The sequence below is a fragment of the Pseudomonas sp. M47T1 genome, assembly GCF_000263855.1.
Taxonomy (GTDB): domain Bacteria; phylum Pseudomonadota; class Gammaproteobacteria; order Pseudomonadales; family Pseudomonadaceae; genus Aquipseudomonas.
Genome location: NZ_AJWX01000022.1, coordinates 1 through 15,008 on the forward strand (window position 1 = coordinate 1; position 15,008 = coordinate 15,008).

General features: G+C 56.7%; 17 protein-coding genes and 1 pseudogene. 14 read left to right on the forward strand and 4 right to left on the reverse strand.

The window, feature by feature from the left end:
* Positions 1–351: IS5/IS1182 family transposase (locus tag PMM47T1_RS20590; protein WP_008372580.1), on the reverse strand; the 351-nt coding region annotated here is incomplete at its 3' end.
* An 83-nt stretch (positions 352–434) separates the two neighbouring features.
* Between PMM47T1_RS20590 and PMM47T1_RS20595 the strand changes: the two genes are divergently transcribed.
* From PMM47T1_RS20595 to cdiI, 4 genes are all read left to right on the forward strand, one after another.
* Complete coding sequence (locus PMM47T1_RS20595) at positions 435–911, forward strand: hypothetical protein (RefSeq protein ID WP_008372583.1); 477 nt, start codon at positions 435–437, stop codon at positions 909–911.
* A 10-nt stretch (positions 912–921) separates the two neighbouring features.
* A complete protein-coding gene (locus PMM47T1_RS20600; protein ID WP_157213058.1) occupies positions 922–1,701 on the forward strand; it encodes an Imm49 family immunity protein in 780 nt (259 codons plus the stop codon).
* A gap of 85 nt (positions 1,702–1,786) precedes the next feature.
* Positions 1,787–2,185, forward strand: a complete 399-nt coding sequence (locus PMM47T1_RS20605; protein ID WP_008372587.1) for a hypothetical protein — start codon at positions 1,787–1,789, stop codon at positions 2,183–2,185.
* A 451-nt stretch (positions 2,186–2,636) separates the two neighbouring features.
* A complete protein-coding gene (cdiI, locus tag PMM47T1_RS29200; RefSeq protein WP_081492687.1) occupies positions 2,637–2,999 on the forward strand; it encodes a ribonuclease toxin immunity protein CdiI in 363 nt (120 codons plus the stop codon).
* 104 nt (positions 3,000–3,103) lie between these two features.
* On the opposite strand, the gene PMM47T1_RS20610 is transcribed toward cdiI, so the two are convergent.
* Positions 3,104–3,358 (reverse strand): DUF3077 domain-containing protein, encoded by a 255-nt coding sequence (locus tag PMM47T1_RS20610; RefSeq protein WP_008372589.1) that lies wholly within the window; start codon positions 3,356–3,358, stop codon positions 3,104–3,106.
* Positions 3,359–4,158: 800 nt separating this feature from the next.
* On the opposite strand from PMM47T1_RS20610, the gene PMM47T1_RS30710 reads away from it, so the two are divergent.
* The 8 genes and pseudogenes from PMM47T1_RS30710 to PMM47T1_RS20650 all read left to right on the forward strand — a co-directional run bounded on the left by PMM47T1_RS30710 (position 4,159) and on the right by PMM47T1_RS20650 (position 9,953).
* A complete protein-coding gene (locus PMM47T1_RS30710) occupies positions 4,159–4,518 on the forward strand; it encodes a hypothetical protein (RefSeq protein WP_050990442.1) in 360 nt (119 codons plus the stop codon).
* A complete protein-coding gene (locus tag PMM47T1_RS20615; protein ID WP_050990443.1) occupies positions 4,515–5,666 on the forward strand; it encodes a hemagglutinin repeat-containing protein in 1,152 nt (383 codons plus the stop codon). The genes PMM47T1_RS30710 and PMM47T1_RS20615 overlap by 4 nt, the downstream gene beginning before the upstream one ends.
* Positions 5,632–6,657: an EndoU domain-containing protein gene (locus tag PMM47T1_RS30620; protein ID WP_157213059.1), complete on the forward strand. Its 1,026-nt coding sequence runs from the start codon at positions 5,632–5,634 to the stop codon at positions 6,655–6,657. The genes PMM47T1_RS20615 and PMM47T1_RS30620 overlap by 35 nt, the downstream gene beginning before the upstream one ends.
* Before the next feature lie 6 nt (positions 6,658–6,663).
* Positions 6,664–6,924 (forward strand): MafI family immunity protein, encoded by a 261-nt coding sequence (locus PMM47T1_RS20625; RefSeq protein ID WP_157213060.1) that lies wholly within the window; start codon positions 6,664–6,666, stop codon positions 6,922–6,924.
* Between the two features lie 491 nt (positions 6,925–7,415).
* Complete coding sequence (locus PMM47T1_RS28745; RefSeq protein ID WP_008372595.1) at positions 7,416–7,811, forward strand: hypothetical protein; 396 nt, start codon at positions 7,416–7,418, stop codon at positions 7,809–7,811.
* A gap of 283 nt (positions 7,812–8,094) precedes the next feature.
* Positions 8,095–9,070 (forward strand): annotated as a pseudogene (locus tag PMM47T1_RS20640) (IS5 family transposase).
* 134 nt (positions 9,071–9,204) lie between these two features.
* Positions 9,205–9,543, forward strand: coding sequence for a hypothetical protein (locus tag PMM47T1_RS20645; RefSeq protein ID WP_008372597.1), 339 nt, complete (start codon positions 9,205–9,207; stop codon positions 9,541–9,543).
* A 200-nt stretch (positions 9,544–9,743) separates the two neighbouring features.
* Entirely contained in the window at positions 9,744–9,953 is a 210-nt protein-coding gene (locus tag PMM47T1_RS20650; RefSeq protein WP_008372599.1) for a hypothetical protein, read from the forward strand.
* A 386-nt stretch (positions 9,954–10,339) separates the two neighbouring features.
* Here PMM47T1_RS20650 and PMM47T1_RS20655 read toward each other — a convergent pair whose 3' ends face one another.
* Both PMM47T1_RS20655 and PMM47T1_RS20660 read right to left on the reverse strand, forming a co-directional pair.
* Positions 10,340–11,428 carry an enoyl-CoA hydratase/isomerase family protein gene (locus tag PMM47T1_RS20655; protein ID WP_008372601.1) on the reverse strand — a complete coding sequence of 363 codons (1,089 nt, stop codon included), beginning with the start codon at positions 11,426–11,428 and terminating at the stop codon, positions 10,340–10,342.
* Between the two features lie 102 nt (positions 11,429–11,530).
* The gene (locus tag PMM47T1_RS20660) at positions 11,531–12,334 is read right to left on the reverse strand and encodes a helix-turn-helix transcriptional regulator (protein ID WP_008372603.1); all 804 of its coding nucleotides are present in this window, start codon (positions 12,332–12,334) and stop codon (positions 11,531–11,533) included.
* 198 nt (positions 12,335–12,532) lie between these two features.
* Here PMM47T1_RS20660 and PMM47T1_RS20665 point away from each other — a divergent pair, with 198 nt between their 5' ends.
* Together PMM47T1_RS20665 and PMM47T1_RS20670 are read left to right on the forward strand one after the other, a co-directional pair.
* On the forward strand, positions 12,533–13,897 hold the full coding sequence (locus tag PMM47T1_RS20665) for an APC family permease (RefSeq protein ID WP_008372604.1): 1,365 nt from the start codon (positions 12,533–12,535) through the stop codon (positions 13,895–13,897).
* Between the two features lie 13 nt (positions 13,898–13,910).
* Entirely contained in the window at positions 13,911–15,005 is a 1,095-nt protein-coding gene (locus PMM47T1_RS20670) for a DmpA family aminopeptidase (protein WP_008372606.1), read from the forward strand.
* The last annotated feature ends 3 nt before the right edge of the window (positions 15,006–15,008 follow it).

Genomic DNA, 15,008 nt, shown 5'->3' on the forward strand with positions numbered 1-15,008 from the left:
GCCGGCCAGTTCATTTTTTTCCAGCAGGCGGCGGAAGTTGAGGATGGTGGTTTCGTCGGGAATGCGCTGCAGATTCAAACCCGAAAAATGGCGAAGAATCGTGGTCTCGTACAAAGCCTCTTCCATCGCCGGGTCGCTGTAGCCAAACCCGTTTTGCATCAAGTGAACCCGCAGCATCGACATCAACGGGTAGGACGGATGACCGCCTTCGCCCTTTGGATAATGGGGCTCGATCAATGCAATGAGGCCAGCCCACGGAACCACCCGATCCATCTCGATCAGGAACAACTCCTTGCGGGTCTGCTTGCGTTTACCGGCGTACTCGGCGTCGGCGAAGGTCATTTGCTTCATCGGAAAAGCTCAGCGGTTGGCATGACGGTATTTTGCCAAATCAGCGAGGCTTTTTCAGGGTTTCCCTAGATGAGCTGGAGGGTGTGAGTGCAACAGACAAAGGCTACATTAGCGGTGGTAAAATTCAGGAGAGTTCATACGCGATCACGGATCTCGACGCCACAGAAGTAGCGCTTGCACAGCAGATTACTGGCGGTTTGGATAAGAAGGGAGTTCTGACAGAGTCGCTGGTTGATTCCGTTGCGCAGCGTCAGGGACTGACGGAGATCGTAGGTGGTAAATATGGGAATAACAATGGGTTTGATCATGTTTATGAAACCAGTGACGGCAAAGTCTACCTGCTAGAGTCAAAGCAGATAAATGGCGGGATTTCACTTGGGTCGACCGTAAATAATGTGCAAATGAGCAGCGATTGGGTAAGCGCAGTCTTGAGCAAGCTGGATAGTTCCTCTCCAGCCTACGCAGCAGTGAAGAATGCTGTAGATGATGGTACTCTTGTTAAAGGTGTGATCGGGGTTGATCGGAGCACTGGCAAGCTTGTTATGGTTAAATTGAAGTGAGGAAAGTATCGTGCTGAGTGGAAAGGGTGTGGATAGGCTGTTGCACATAAAGTCCCATTTGGAAACCGGTTTCAATGTTGAAGTCTGCGTGAGGAATATTTTGACAGGGGAAGGTAGTCCTGCTGGTAGTTGTCGTTCCATGCAGTCATTTTGTTTGGCTAAAGCTATGCAGGAGTGGTTTGAATTTAATAGTCTGGCTGGGGCGAAGCATTGGTTTTATTTGTCGGGGGAGTTTCAGAGGAAGTTGTTTTCGATTGATAGTGATAGGTCTAATCTTTTGGCGAAGATTATCGGGTTTGGTTTTATTTTGCTGTCGGATTGTGAAAATATTATAGACTGGTTTTGTGATGTTGATGGTATCTATAATCCCGCATATATTTCAAAGGTTAATATGGTGGAATTCCATGCTTTTAATATAGTTCTGGCCGCGAGAGGAGACATGATTTCACTCGCCGCACGCTGTGACGAGTTCACTGCGCTCCCCGCTAAAGGTAATATGGCAAAATACGCGTTAGATAATGATTTTCTCGCTGCGCTTGCAAAAGGGGACCAACAACGGATGGAAACCGCTATGAGCGGGTTGCTGGCACCAAAAATAGTTAGGTCCCGGGGTGCACTCGAGAGCGGATATACGCTGGACTTGATATCTTCCTTGCCTGTGATCTATGCGAAGCTGGCATGGCGGCACGGTTTTATGTTGCACGTGGATAGTGCTCTGGTACCAAAAGCATGGTTGCCGGTAGCACCTTTGAATGTTTATGAAAAAACTTTTAATTGTTTGTATGTGTGACTCTTTGTTGGGGCTTATATGTGTCGATAACAGATAGTCATTGATTGGGTGCCAAAGCTTGGCTGCGGTTGAGAGGGTTGTGTTCATGGATAATAGGAGCCACCAGGCAAGCTTGAGGGGGCAGTTGTTTACATCGTTAGTAGCTAAGCGTGGCGCGAAGCTGTTACCTGGGTATTATGGAGGGGATTTTAATGGCGATCAGCTAGCCATTGTTGAACATGGTGACGTGTTGATATTGTTTCTTGGTTTGAAGATGATTGAGCCAGATGGTGGCGTCCAGTTGGATAATGCTTCGCTTGGGGCTCACACACAATTGTCGGCTTCATGGTTTAAAATATTGGTTGCCAGTCTTGGACTAAATGGTGAGACGGCGGTCCTGGGTGAGAAGATTGTTGCAGCAATAAATTCAAAGAAGCTCGTAGCTATCGTAGTGTCGATGAATGCCGAGACACAAGAGGTTCGGATGTTTAAGGTTGATGTTTGAGACGCAGGTTTGGATATGATATGATTTCATGTGATGGAATGAATGTATGTTGTCAAGGTGCGAGTTTGACCTGTGATGTGCTGTTGTGTTACATCTCGTTGCGGTCAGCGGGCCAGCCCTCGTTGCTGCTTCAATGTGATCCAGCGACGACCAAGTCATGCCCTTTTGGTCTCGCCTGAATTTTTTGGTGGCAAGTTCATACCATTGAGTCCGGAAACCGATAAAATACATTCTTGTGGCAGGGCTCGTTTGTACTGAGTAAAGGTTGGTGGCTTGAATGCTATTGCCACGGGCTAGGCCGTGGCAAAAAATTCGCGAACCAACTTTCGATGGCGTTCAGTCAGGAAGTGCTGGTGGACGTTAAGATATAAACGCTGGTGATGGTTGTACAAGTGTATTTGGATTGGCAAACAGGTGTTGTGAGAAATCTTTATCCATAATGGGTTGGAACATGGTAGGGCTGTTTTATCAACCGTATAATGTGCAGGACGCTGAATGGGTCGTTAAGGCGTATTTTGATAGGATGTATGATGACGGTAGATTTTTTGAGGCTGTAAGCTATATAATGCGGAGATATGGTTTTTGTGTTGACGGGGCGTACTGCAATTTTCCTGTTCTGGAGAGTCTGGATGTTGAAGATCATTTTGAAGGCGTTGAGTTTTCATACGGTTACCCTTCACGCGATGATGAAATAGTCGTGGTTAGCGAGGCTGTGTGTGCTAACTTTCTGCGGCTCTCGTGTTGCGCATATGTCAAGCGACATCCAGAGGATGATCTGACGGTAAATAGTCTTTTAGCAAATTTGATGTTTTGAAGAATCCAGAGTTGCTCTCGACATGGCGTTAAGATGGACAGGTATTAAAAATACGCAAAGCCTGGATCCGTTGAGCTTTGAGCAACCTGTCCTTTATTCAGAAATTAATTCTTCAAAATCAACGCATCGACCAACCCTTTAGCCCCTTCAATATGATGCAGCGCCGACCAGGCCAAGCGCTTCTCGACGCCGTCCCCATCAGCCAGTTCGTACGTCGACTCATAAGCGCATCCCAGCAAATGCGACAAATGACACAGCGCATCCTCCAGGCTGATCCCTGCATTCACGCTGAAAAAAGGCTGCTGCCGTGAATCTCGCATGCCAAAGGGCAGTGCGGTAGTTTCCAAATAGTCTGTCATGATCAAAATCCTTATGAATTCGACAGCGAGGTTTTTCACCTGCGCTGGGGGAGCCAATAACATTCAACCCTGGACGCTAAGTCCCGGCACGACGTTGCCAGAACTTCCACCATGTTGGCGGAGCTGGCGGTGATGTGTGGACGTTCCGTCCGGCAGCCTTGTTGAGTGCTCGTTGGCCGGTGACCAGTTCGGTCAGGTTGTCGCTTTCCGAGTACGGGGACGGCGCCCGAAGCAGTGGGTGATCCTGAGGGGGATCGCCAAAGGGCGGATCGGGTGTCGGTTTGACCATGATGACGCTCCTGGTGGTGAACGGAGCTGCCAGTCGATGTGACCAAACAAAGAGGTGGCAGCTATGCGAGGGTTGGTCAACCGGGGCACCAGGATCCCGGCGCATCCGAAGATGCCCCGCGCACAGCTGCCATAAAGCGTCATGCCAGCCAACAGGCGAGCATGAATGGCGACGCTGATGCGCCTGGTTGCATCGGGTGACCAAACCCGGCCGCTGATGTGTGCAGCGGCTAACGGAGGGTAGGTTTCCGTGGCAACAGGCGCAAGCGTTGAAATGTAAGCTAATTATTCGATTATCACTGAACTTGTAGGAACTTTCCTAGGAAATTTCCGAAAGATATATTTCCACATTTGTAGCGTATCGCGGGTGTCCGGTACGTTCCGGAAGTAGCGAAAAACGCCTGGGCGACGGCCTCTACGAACAAACCCTGGTCGACCAGGCCATCGTCGCCAGAACCGGTGCCCGCTACATCGACGGCCAGACCAGCGACGCCGGCCAGTTCCAGTACCTGATGGACAACGGCATTGCCGCCCAGCAGTCACTGAACCTGACCGTAGGCACCGCCCTGACCAGCGAACAAGTCGCCGCCCTGACCCATGACATCGTCTGGATGCAAAGCGAAGTCGTCGACGGCCAGACCGTGCTGGTACCCGTGCTGTACATGGCCAACGCCGACAATCGCCTGGCCCCCGACGGCGCGTTGGTGCAAGGCACCGACGTCAACGTCATTGCCGGCAGCGACCTGAGCAACGCCGGCACCCTCAAGGCCACCGGCAGCCTGTCGGCCATCGCCGGCAACAACCTGACCAACAGCGCCGGCGGCATCATCCCCGGGCGCGACGTAAGCCTGACCGCGTCAGCGGCGACGTGACCAACGAGCGCACCGTCACCAGCCACCAAAGCGCCCTGGGCTCGGCCACCGAACGCACCGACTTCGTCGACAGCGCCGCGCGCGTGGAGGCGGCGGGCAGCTTGACCATCAATGCCGGGCAGGACGTCAACAACACCGGCGGCGTGCTGAGCAGCGGTACCACCACCAGCATCACGGCGACGCGCGACGTCAACATCACGGCTGCGCAGGCCGTGGACAGCAGCACGCGGACCAGTAAACACACACGCTCCACCACCACCCAGAACAGCGCCACCGCGACGGCGGGGACGGACCTGAGCATCAGCGCCGGGCAGGACCTGACGGCTACGGCCAGTCAGTTGACGGCGGGTGGGAGTGTGGCGCTTTCGGCTACGGATAACCTGAGCTTGAGCTCGGCGGCGGATGAGACGCATAGCTATAGCAAGACGCATAAGGTGACGTCGCAGCAGGATCATGTGGCGCAGGTGGCGACGACGGTTACGGCCGGTGGCAGCACCACGTTGCAGGCTGGGCAGGATGTAACGCTGACCTCCAGCAACGTGACGGCCGGTACCGATGCGTACGTGTATGCCGGGGACAAGCTGCAATTGCTGGCTGCCCAGAACAGCGATTACTCGCTGTATGACATGAAGAAGAAGGGCAGCTTTGGGTCGAAGAAAACCCAGCATGACGAGACGACCCAGGTCACCAATGTGGGCAGTGCCGTTACCAGTGGGGGTGATCTGACGCTGGCCAGTAATGGCGATCAGTTGTATCAGGCGGCGAAGCTCAATAGTGGGAATGACCTGACCATCAGTAGTGGTGGGGCGGTGACGTTTGAAGCCGTCAAAGACCTCGACCAGGAGACGCACACCAAGAGCAGTTCCAACCTGGCCTGGACCAGCGCCAAGGGTAAAGGCAACACCGACGAAACCTTGCAGCAGACAGAGATGGTCGCCAAGGGCAAGACCGTGATCAACGCGGTCAATGGGCTGAACATCGATGTGAAGCAGATCAACCAGGAAACCGTCAGCCAGGTGATCGACACCATGGTGAAGGCGGATCCGTCGTTGAGTTGGATCAAGGACGCCGAGGCCCGGGGAGATATTAATTGGCAGCAAGTGAAGGAGGTTCATGACTCCTTCAAATACAGCACGCGAGGTCGCTAACAAGGCGACGGAGTATAATTTCCTTGGTCCGATATCTGATGCCAAGCGTGAAACAGCCCGTCTAGCAATGGAGACTGGTGTAGCTACGTCAGCACAGGAGGCGTATTTCAAAGCGTCATCAGAACAGGACCAGCAGAGCGACTTTCTCAGCTGGAAAGTGGCAGTAGGGCTTCCCCTAACGGATGAAGAAAGGACCCAATTGCTTGGCTTTGAGCAGCAGTATACTGATGAAATGACGCAGAAGTACGGAGCTGCTCAGGCGGCAACTTCACTGGCTGATTTGCTGCAAAATGGAACACTTAGAAATTACGATTATCCATTTGCGGGTACCGATGAACAGAAGGCCGATTGGGTAAAGGCTAACTCGCAAACATTCACGGAGCTAGTCGCGACACAGTTTCGAAGTAAAAGCGAAGATGAGACACTCTACGACAGCATTGGGCAGAGGGCGCAGATTGCCAAGGGGCAGGAGGACGACGTTCAGATTGGGCAGTTGGCACTCTTACCTGAAGAGGACACGATCACGGGCGTACTGGCTATCGGTGCGACCATTTTTGGTGATGTTGCGAAAGGCGAGTCTGCGTTAGGTGCAGAAATCTCTAAGCCTATCTCCAGTAGCAGTGGGGGTGGAGAGTTTTTTGATATACTTTCAGATAGTGAAAAACAGCATATTCTTTACGGGGACGGGCCGGGTAGCGGCGGTCACTTGTGGCCAGCGCAAGAAGGAAAAACACCCTTCCCAGAGAATTGGAGCGCCGAGAAAATTGTCCACGAACTTGGAGATATTGTTACCTCGCCGGACACTCAGTGGTATGCCCAGACCGGGACCGGAGGTGTTTACAACAAGGCGGGTAATCCTGCTAAATGGGTATCATATGAGGAGCGAGACGGTGTGCGTATAAGGCTCGTGTACATGCCAGCTACCGGAAAAGTAATCACAGCGTTCCCTGATCTAGAACCTATTCCAACAGCTTATAAGGCGGTGAGGTGATTGACCGTGTACGATAAAATAGTGTTGACATTTGGCAGGAAATTTGAGGGGCGTCTGTTGCCTGAGATACTTGAGGGGGCGATGAATTATGTTGGGCATGGTGAGGCCAGGCTAGCGTTTGAGATTTTATGCGATCATATTGCTGAGCATGATGTTGTAATCACTTTGGCGGAATATAATGAAGCGATAATTTTGGCGGAAGAGATGGGGTCGAATTTTGAAGAGCTACCGTTTGTCTATATACGAAAGAATTTAGTCGTAGATTGAGCAGGAGCCGTCATGCAGCAAGACTGAGAGTCTACGCAGATTGGGAACGGCAATACTGCTTTGAGGGCGCCGTAGATGGGGCAATTCAGTTTCATCAGTTATCGCTTGCAACGCATCTAAACGGCCAGCGGTTGGAAGGGGCCGGGCGGCGTTCGATCTTGGACATATTCGGCAAGCAGGCATTGCGGTTGACGCCAAGTAAGCATTCGCTGAACTGGTGCTGGGTCTCCATGAGTGCGTTGGGCGCGGTTGGCGGCGAATGTGGCTTGGGTGCCCGCGACGTGGGGTTCTACGCCGGCCAACGTTATATCGTGGATTTCTCCACCCAAGAATAAAGCGTTAAGTTAAGCGAGTAATATTGTCGTCAATTTGGCGGATTCTCCTCTGGGGTTTGATGAGATTGAAAATGCCTTGAAGTCGAATCCTGTACAAGGGCTGAATACGCTCTACCTCATGAAAGATGGTCAGTTTCGAGTCATAAGGAGTGCGGAATGAGTATTGCCATGAATTTGGAGATAGAGTCTGGTGTTTCGATCGAGAAACTGGCATCAATTTTTAGACAGATTGGTCAGGACGGCACGATAGAAGGTGGCCTGCTAACAGGAAATTTCAGCGACTCAAATGCGTTCTTTACTTTTTTTTGCCCTCCTGCTGCTGTAGATGTATCTGCTGAAGGTCTGGATGTTTGTTGGCAGGCGGGCTTGGTCGGTGCTATTCACTGCCCGGTAAGTTTTTTGGTGGAGGCGCAAGCGGATATTGCTGCGTTGCTAGTGGCGCTTGAAAAAGAAACGGCGGCTCGCTTTGTTCTTTCGTTTCAGTATGAAACTATCTATGCCGTTCGTGATGAGGTAGGGCTTGTATTTCATAAAAGTATGCTGGAAGCATAATGCCGCTGCTTCATTCTGTGTCCGCACCTTTGCTCGAGCTATTTGATCTTGGTAAAACACATGAGGGCGCGAGTCAGGCGCTAATGATGTTGATACCCATGAGGTGATCTATCCCATGAAGACAGTGTGCCGTCTGAGGGTAAAAAACAAATGAGGGGGCGGGATGCGAGGGTTGCCTGAGTTAGTGAGAGTGGCATGTCGGAGAGCACATGTGCCTTAGGGAATCTCCGAACAAGTCCCCAAATGTGATGAAATACGCCTGACCACCTGATCCGAGCCGCCCATGAGCCAGATGAGCTTTTCCGATTTCGAATATGCCGGCAAGCGCAAGCAGACACGCCGCGAACGCTTCCTCGCCGAGATGGATCAGGTCGTACCTTGGACAGGTCTGCTGGGCCTGATCGAGCCGTTCTACCCCAAGGCCGGCGGCGGCAGAAAACCCTATCCTCTGGAAACCATGCATTCATCTGCTGCAAAACGGGTTCTCCCTGAGCGATCCGGCCATGGAAGAAGCGCTCTGCGAAATCACGCCCATACGCCAATTTGCACGCCTGACTTTAAGCGCTCCGATACCCGAAGACACCACGATCATGAACTTCCGGCACCTGCTGGAAAGGCATCAACTGGCCCCTGCAATCCTCGCGGTCATCAACGGTTATCTGCAAGAAAAAGGCCTGTCGCTGCGCCAAGGCACCATCGTCGATGCCACCATCATTCATGCTCCCAGTTCGACCAAGAACGAGGAAGGCAAGCGCGATCCCGAGATGCATCAAACCAAGAAAGGCAACCCATATTTCTTCGGGATGAAAGCTCATATCGGCACTGACGTTGAGTCCGGGCTGGTTCATCACGTCCATGGCACCGCCGCTAATGTAGCCGATGTCACGCAGGTCGCCGCACTGCTCCACGGCAAAGAAAACGCGGTATATGCAGACGCTGGATACACTGGTGTCGAGAAGCGTGAAGAGCATGAAAATCGTGAGGTCATCTGGCAAATCGCAGCGCGGCGCAGCACGTATTCCAGGCTCAATAAACGCAGCGTGCTCTACAAGGTCAAGCGCAAGATCGAGTACTGCAAAGCTCAGACACGGGCCAAGGTCGAGCATCCGTTTCGGGTAATCAAGCGTCAGTTTGGCTACGTGAAAGTGCGCTTTCGTGGGCTGATGAAAAACACAGCTCAGCTGACCACGCTGTTCGCCCTGTCGAATCTGTGGATGGCTCGAAAACAGCTGATGGGTATGGGTGAGTTGCGCTCTTGATACTGAGGAGCGGGCCGAAACGCCCTCCTTGTAAGAGGCATCGTTCGATTTTCAGCGAATAACGCTGTTTGCCGGGTTGATTTTCGACTTGCCGCTGACGCGCGGCAAGTTGATCGGAGCATCCCAAGGGTTCGTTGACCCAGAGTGCCAAAGATGCCGCTTATGTGCTGGGTGGCTATGACGCTTACCGGGAAACGCTGGGCGCGCTGAAGGCGCATGTGAACGGGTTCATCCGGGGCAAGGATGTAGCCTTGGCCTTTATGGAACGTAATGTGTCTGCGACGGTGGTGAAATGCCTGAAGAATAACGTTCGATTGCCGGACCATTTCTTCAGGTTGACCCGTGCTGACGCCAGTGAATGCGGCGCAGCAGTCCATGGTCGTATCCCGGTGCTGCTGCCTGAGCTGTTTTTCTTCTTCAAAAAAGTTCGTTTTAGCGTGCGGATGTTTTTTCGCGGCCTTCGCAAGGCTTGATGGTGGTGTTTGGTGGTGGTCAATACTGTGCATGAAGTGGTGAGGCGCAAGTGTCGCTGATAAGTTGGTTGAAAAGGGCGGTAGGGTTGAATAATGGACGGAGTCCAGAGCAGGTCACTGTCACTGTGCCGCGTTCTCGTCCGCAGCGCGTAGCGGTTTTTTCGGAGTCCAGCGTTGATGCCTGGGAAGATTCCCCGCGAATGTCCGTGGAAGGTATTTGGGCTGGTATCGAGGCTGCCGTGCCCGTTGCCGTATTCGAGCGGTCCGGAACACTCAAGGCCGATGCGTTGCTGATGAGGGCCGGCTGGCCAGAGAAGACCTACCGGTTTTTGTGTGAGGCTGAGTCTGCAGGGCTGGTCAGCGAGGGCGCTATGAATGATCTGGAGGCGATGCTGCTGGAGTGGGCTTGAGGGCTCGGGCCTGCTCGGTAATACCCCTGGCGCGGCGCATTACGTGCAGCGCCTTGGCTAAATAGGTCGCGTCGCCGGTCGCCCGTGCGTTGATCAGCAGTTGCGCAACTGCCTCGGGCTGGTGAGGTAGTTAGCGGGATCGAATTCAATGAAGCTGTCAGTCATTTCGCAGGCTCCTGTTTGCGGTGTGTGATCTGGGCTTATCCAAAGGCCAGCGCAGCCTGGCGGCAGCTGCGTCTGCGGGAGCGGGTTCTACCCGCGAAAAAGACACCGCGCACTACCGCATAGCCTGCCGTGCTCGCTTCGCGGGCAGAGCCCGCTCCCACAACGACAGTGCACGCCTTCGCAGCCTGGCGGCAGCTGCGTCTGTGGGTAAGGGGGCGGGGCTACACGCCCTCAAAAAACTGCTGCACCTGCTCGCGATCCAGCAACTCCAGCGTCGCCGGCCGCCATTTCGGTTGGCGGTCTTTGTCGATCAACAGCGCACGCACGCCTTCCAGCAGGTCGCCGTGGGCGAACCACTGCCGGTCCAGGTGCATTTCCATGGCGAAGCAGTCCTCCAGGCTGAGGTGGCGGCCGCGGCGCAGCATTTCCAGGGTGACGGACATGGCCAGCGGCGAGCGCTGTTTCATCAGTTGCGCGGTGGCCTCGGCCCATTGGTGGCTGTCGGCCACGGTGACCTGGTGCAGTTGCTCGATCATGCTGGCGATGTCGGGCAGGGCGAAGAAGTGGTCGATGGCCGGGCGCAGGCGGTCCAGCGGGGCGTTGGGCAGGGTTTGCAGGCCCAGTTTGGCCAGCGCGCCCTGCAGGTCTTTGAGGGGGTTGTCGGACCAGGTCAGGCGGTCCAGGCGTTCGTCCAGGGTGGGCAGTTTGCCGCTGTCCACGTACCAGTCGGCCAGGCCGCAGTACAAGACGTCGGCCGCCTGGATCTGGGTGCCGGTTACACCCAGGTAGATGCCCAGCTCGCCAGGGATGCGCGGCAGGAAGTAGCTGCCGCCCACGTCGGGAAAGTACCCGATGGCCACTTCCGGCATGCCGATGCGGCTGCGCTCGGTGACGATGCGCAGGTCGGCGCCCTGGGCCAGGCCCATGCCGCCGCCCAGGGTGTAGCCGTCCATCAGCGCCACCACCGGTTTGCGGTAGTGGTGCAGGCACAGGTCCAGGGCGTATTCCTCGGTGAAGAAGGTTTCGTGGCGCTGGGTGCCGTTGAGGTAGGTGTCGTACAGCCAGCGGATGTCACCGCCGGCGCACAGGCCGCGGCCGGTGCCGCGCAGCATCACGGCGTGGATGTGCGGGTCGCTGGCGTAGGCGTCCAGATAGCCGCGCAGGGTGCGCACCATGTCCAGGTTCAGGGCGTTGAGTTCGTTGGGGCGGTTGAGGGTGAGGTGGCCAATGTGGTTGCGGACTTCGCCTATCACGTGGTCATCCAGGGCACCAAGGCTCAAATTGAGGGTGCCAAACGCCGCTGCGGTCATCGCGTACTCCCTGTTTTGTCATGCATTCCAATGGTTTGCGGTGGCTGCCGGCAACGCGTTTTGCCTGCCTTCAGCAAGCATAGACGTGAACCCGACACTCTGTCAGGGATGTTGCGGGTCGTGGCCCAAGGCTTGGATAAATAACGAGAACAGTTCCGGTTGCGAGGCGATGTCAAGCTTGGCGTACAGGTGGCGACGGTGCACCTTGATGGTCTCGGGGCTGATGTGCAGGCGCTCGGCCATGGCCTTGGACGAGAAGCCGCGCAGGATCAGCCGGGCAATTTCCACCTCGCGCTCGGTGAGCACGCCAGCGCCGAACTGGCTCATGGCATCGCGAATGTGGTGGGACAGTTCGCGTGGCTCAGGCGGGGTGCTGCGCGGCGCCTGGGCCTGCCAGTGCTGGCGCATCAGGGCCAACACCCAGGGCGCCAGGGTGTGCAACTGGCCGGTCTGCTCGGCGCTGAAGGGCTGGCGCATGCCCAATGACAGGCTCAGGGTGCCTTCGGCGCCCAGTTGCACGATGAATTGCAGCTCGTCTTCCAGCACGTTGTCGTGAAAGTAGTTGAGGTAGTACTCGCTTTGGCGGAAGTGGTCGGGCGCCACTTCCTCCAGACGGTACAGGCCGCTGGCGATGCCCTCGCGGCACGCCTGGAAAAACGGGTCCAGCAGGTACAGGCCGTCCAGGTAGATGAGCATGGCCGCCGGGCCGCTGTGGGGCAGTGCGTCGAACTCTTCCAGGGCCCGGGGCGCGGCGTCGCTGGGGTAGTGGATGGCCAGGGCGTTGTCGAACGCCAGCCAGTGTTGCAGCAGCAAAATCAGTTGCTTGAAGAAGCGCGGGGTGCCCAGGTGCTCGATGGTGCGAGCCAGGCTGGCGTGGGTGCCGACTTCGCTGAACAGCAATTGCATGTGAGTGATTCCAGGTGGGCGTTGTACGTTTTTGCGTGTTTCGGTGGGCCGCGTCAAGGGGCGTAACCCTAAACGGGGATAGCGGTACCCCGGCCAGCGCCGTAGGGTTAGCCCCAGCCAAGCACGTCATCAGAGCGTGCCCTGCGTTTTATTTCGTTTCTGCCTCCGTATACCTAAAAAAACCAAGAGGATAACGACATGAGCGATGCACCCGCGCAGGTCTCTGCGCTCAAGCCCTCCCTGAAAACAGTCGATGTAGTGGGCATTACCGTGTCGGCGGTCAGCCCGGCCAGCTCGGTGTTCGTGATTGCGCCGTTCGCCATTCAGCAGGCCGGTTCGGGGATGGTCCTGGCCTTTGTGATCGCCGGCTTGCTGGCGCTGATGTTTGCCCTTTGCTACGCGGAGCTGGGGCGTGCGCACCACAGCGCCGGCGGCGAGTATGTGTACGCCAAGCGGGTATTTGGTGGCATGGCCGGGTACGCCACCTTCCTCACGGTGATGGTGATGTTGCTGTTCATTCCGCCGGTGTTGGCCACGGGCGCTTCCACCTATTTGAACGTGGCCCTGGGCACCCACTTCGATGCGCAGACGGTGGCGCTCGTTATTGTCGTGGCCAGCTTTGGCCTGGGCATTCTCAACATCAAGCTCAACGCCTGGGTAACCGGCGTGTGCCTGTTGCTGGAAGTGGCAGCGCTGTTGGTGATTGTGGCGCTGGGGTATGGCCACGCCGAGCAACCCATGAGCGTGTTGTTGCACCCGCAGGTGGTGGTGAATGGTGCCTTGCAGGCGGCGCCCTGGGCGTTGGTGATTGGCGCGGTGGGGGTGGGGCTGTTTTCCTATAATGGCTACGGCGGCGCGGTGTTGCTGGGCGAAGACATGCACGACGGCGGCAAGGGCGTGGCCAAGGCGGTGTTGTGGTCGCTGGTGTTGGTGGTGGTGATTGAGCTGGTGCCGTTGACTTCGCTGTTGATCGGCGCGCCCTCGCTGAGCACCATGATCGCCAGCCCCGACCCCATCGGTTACCTGCTGACCAGCCACGGCAGCCCAATGCTGGCGCGGGTGGTGAGCGCGGGTATTTTTCTGTCGGTGTTCAACGCATTGGTGGCCATCGTGATTCAGACCGGGCGGGTGATGTTCAGCAGCGGACGTGATGCGCTGTGGACGGCGCCGTTGAACAAGGCGTTCACGCGCATTCATCCCAAGTGGCAATCGCCGTGGCTGGCCACGCTGTTTTTGGCGGTGCCGTCGGCGGCGCTGACGTTCAACTCCAACCTCAACAACCTGACCTCGTTCAGCGTGCTGCTGATTGTGCTGGTGTACCTGATCGTTGCCCTGTGCGCCCTGGCCAGCCGAGTGTTGCGCCGCGACCGCGAGCACCCGTACCGCATGCCGCTGTGGCCACTGCCGGCGTTGTTGGCCACCGTAGGCGCCGGTTACCTGATGCTGACGCTGTTGATGGATGCATCGGCGCGGGACGTGATGGTGCTGGTGGGGCTGTTGGCGGTATCGGTCATTCTTTATTGCACCACTGGCCGGTTCAGCCCGGCCTTCCAGAAACTCTGACACAGGAGGCGCCATGCGCGCGCGCGAATTGGGCATTACCCTGGGGCTGGGCACGCCCGGCGAACTGAATGCGATTACCGATGTGCCGGGCATTCGCGTGGGGCACAGCACCCTGCGCGAGGTGGTGAACGGCAAGCAGGTGCGCACCGGCGTCACCGTGGTGCAGCCACGGCCGGGGGCTGCGCGTCAGCAACCGTGCTTTGCCGGTTGCCATGTGCTGAACGGCAATGGCGATGCCACCGGCCTGGAATGGATTCGCGAGGCGGGGCTGCTGACCACGCCGGTGGCCATCACCAACACCCACAGCGTGGGGGTGGTGCGCGATGCCCTGATCGCCCATGAGCGCAACAGCCTGCAGGACCCGGCGGTGTATTGGTGCATGCCGGTGGTGATGGAAACCTACGACGGCGTGCTCAATGACATCTGGGGCCAGCACGTGGGCGCCGCGCAGGTCCAGCAGGCCCTGGCGGCGGTAAGCTCGGGGCCGGTGGCCGAGGGCGCGGTGGGTGGCGGTACCGGCATGATCTGCCATGAGTTCAAGGGCGGCATTGGTACCTCTTCGCGCAAGCTGCCTGCCGAGCAGGGAGGCTGGACGGTGGGCGCGCTGGTGCAGGCCAACCATGGCAAGCGCGCGGAGTTGCGCGTGGACGGCTACCCGGTGGGCCGCCAGCTGCGTGATCTGGATTCGCCGTTTACCGGGCGTGGCACGCCGGGCATGGGCTCCATCGTGGTGATCCTGGCCACCGACGCGCCGTTGCTGCCGCACCAGTGCCAGCGCCTGGCCCAGCGCGCGTCCATCGGCATTGCCCGCACCGGGGGGGGTACCGAGGACTCCAGTGGCGATGTGTTCCTGGCCTTCGCCACCGGCAACCACGACCTGCCAACCGCCGATTACAACCGCAAGGACACGCCGTTTACCACGCCGTTGAGCATGGTCAACAACGACCACATATCAGCGTTGTTTGCCGCGGCGGCGGAGGCGGTGGAGGAGGCGATCGTCAACGTGTTGCTGGCGGGGGAGGATATGCAGGCCGATGACGGCACACCGGTGCGTGGGCTGAAGGCCGAGGTGTTGCTGGAGGCGTTGCGCGCCACCGGCTGGCGGTGAGAG

Bases quoted from the DNA above. Each gene is read 5' to 3' on its own strand.
- PMM47T1_RS20670 (WP_008372606.1), top strand. From the start codon at position 13,911: ATGCGCGCGCGCGAATTGGGCATTACCCTGGGGCTGGGCACGCCCGGC.
- PMM47T1_RS28745 (WP_008372595.1), top strand. From the start codon at position 7,416: ATGAGTATTGCCATGAATTTGGAGATAGAGTCTGGTGTTTCGATCGAG.
- cdiI (WP_081492687.1), top strand. From the start codon at position 2,637: ATGGTAGGGCTGTTTTATCAACCGTATAATGTGCAGGACGCTGAATGG.
- PMM47T1_RS20665 (WP_008372604.1), top strand. From the start codon at position 12,533: ATGAGCGATGCACCCGCGCAGGTCTCTGCGCTCAAGCCCTCCCTGAAA.
- PMM47T1_RS20605 (WP_008372587.1), top strand. From the start codon at position 1,787: ATGGATAATAGGAGCCACCAGGCAAGCTTGAGGGGGCAGTTGTTTACA.
- PMM47T1_RS20655 (WP_008372601.1), bottom strand. From the start codon at position 11,428: ATGACCGCAGCGGCGTTTGGCACCCTCAATTTGAGCCTTGGTGCCCTG.
- PMM47T1_RS30620 (WP_157213059.1), top strand. From the start codon at position 5,632: ATGACTCCTTCAAATACAGCACGCGAGGTCGCTAACAAGGCGACGGAG.
- PMM47T1_RS20610 (WP_008372589.1), bottom strand. From the start codon at position 3,358: ATGACAGACTATTTGGAAACTACCGCACTGCCCTTTGGCATGCGAGAT.
- PMM47T1_RS20650 (WP_008372599.1), top strand. From the start codon at position 9,744: ATGTCCGTGGAAGGTATTTGGGCTGGTATCGAGGCTGCCGTGCCCGTT.
- PMM47T1_RS20660 (WP_008372603.1), bottom strand. From the start codon at position 12,334: ATGCAATTGCTGTTCAGCGAAGTCGGCACCCACGCCAGCCTGGCTCGC.
- PMM47T1_RS30710 (WP_050990442.1), top strand. From the start codon at position 4,159: ATGGACAACGGCATTGCCGCCCAGCAGTCACTGAACCTGACCGTAGGC.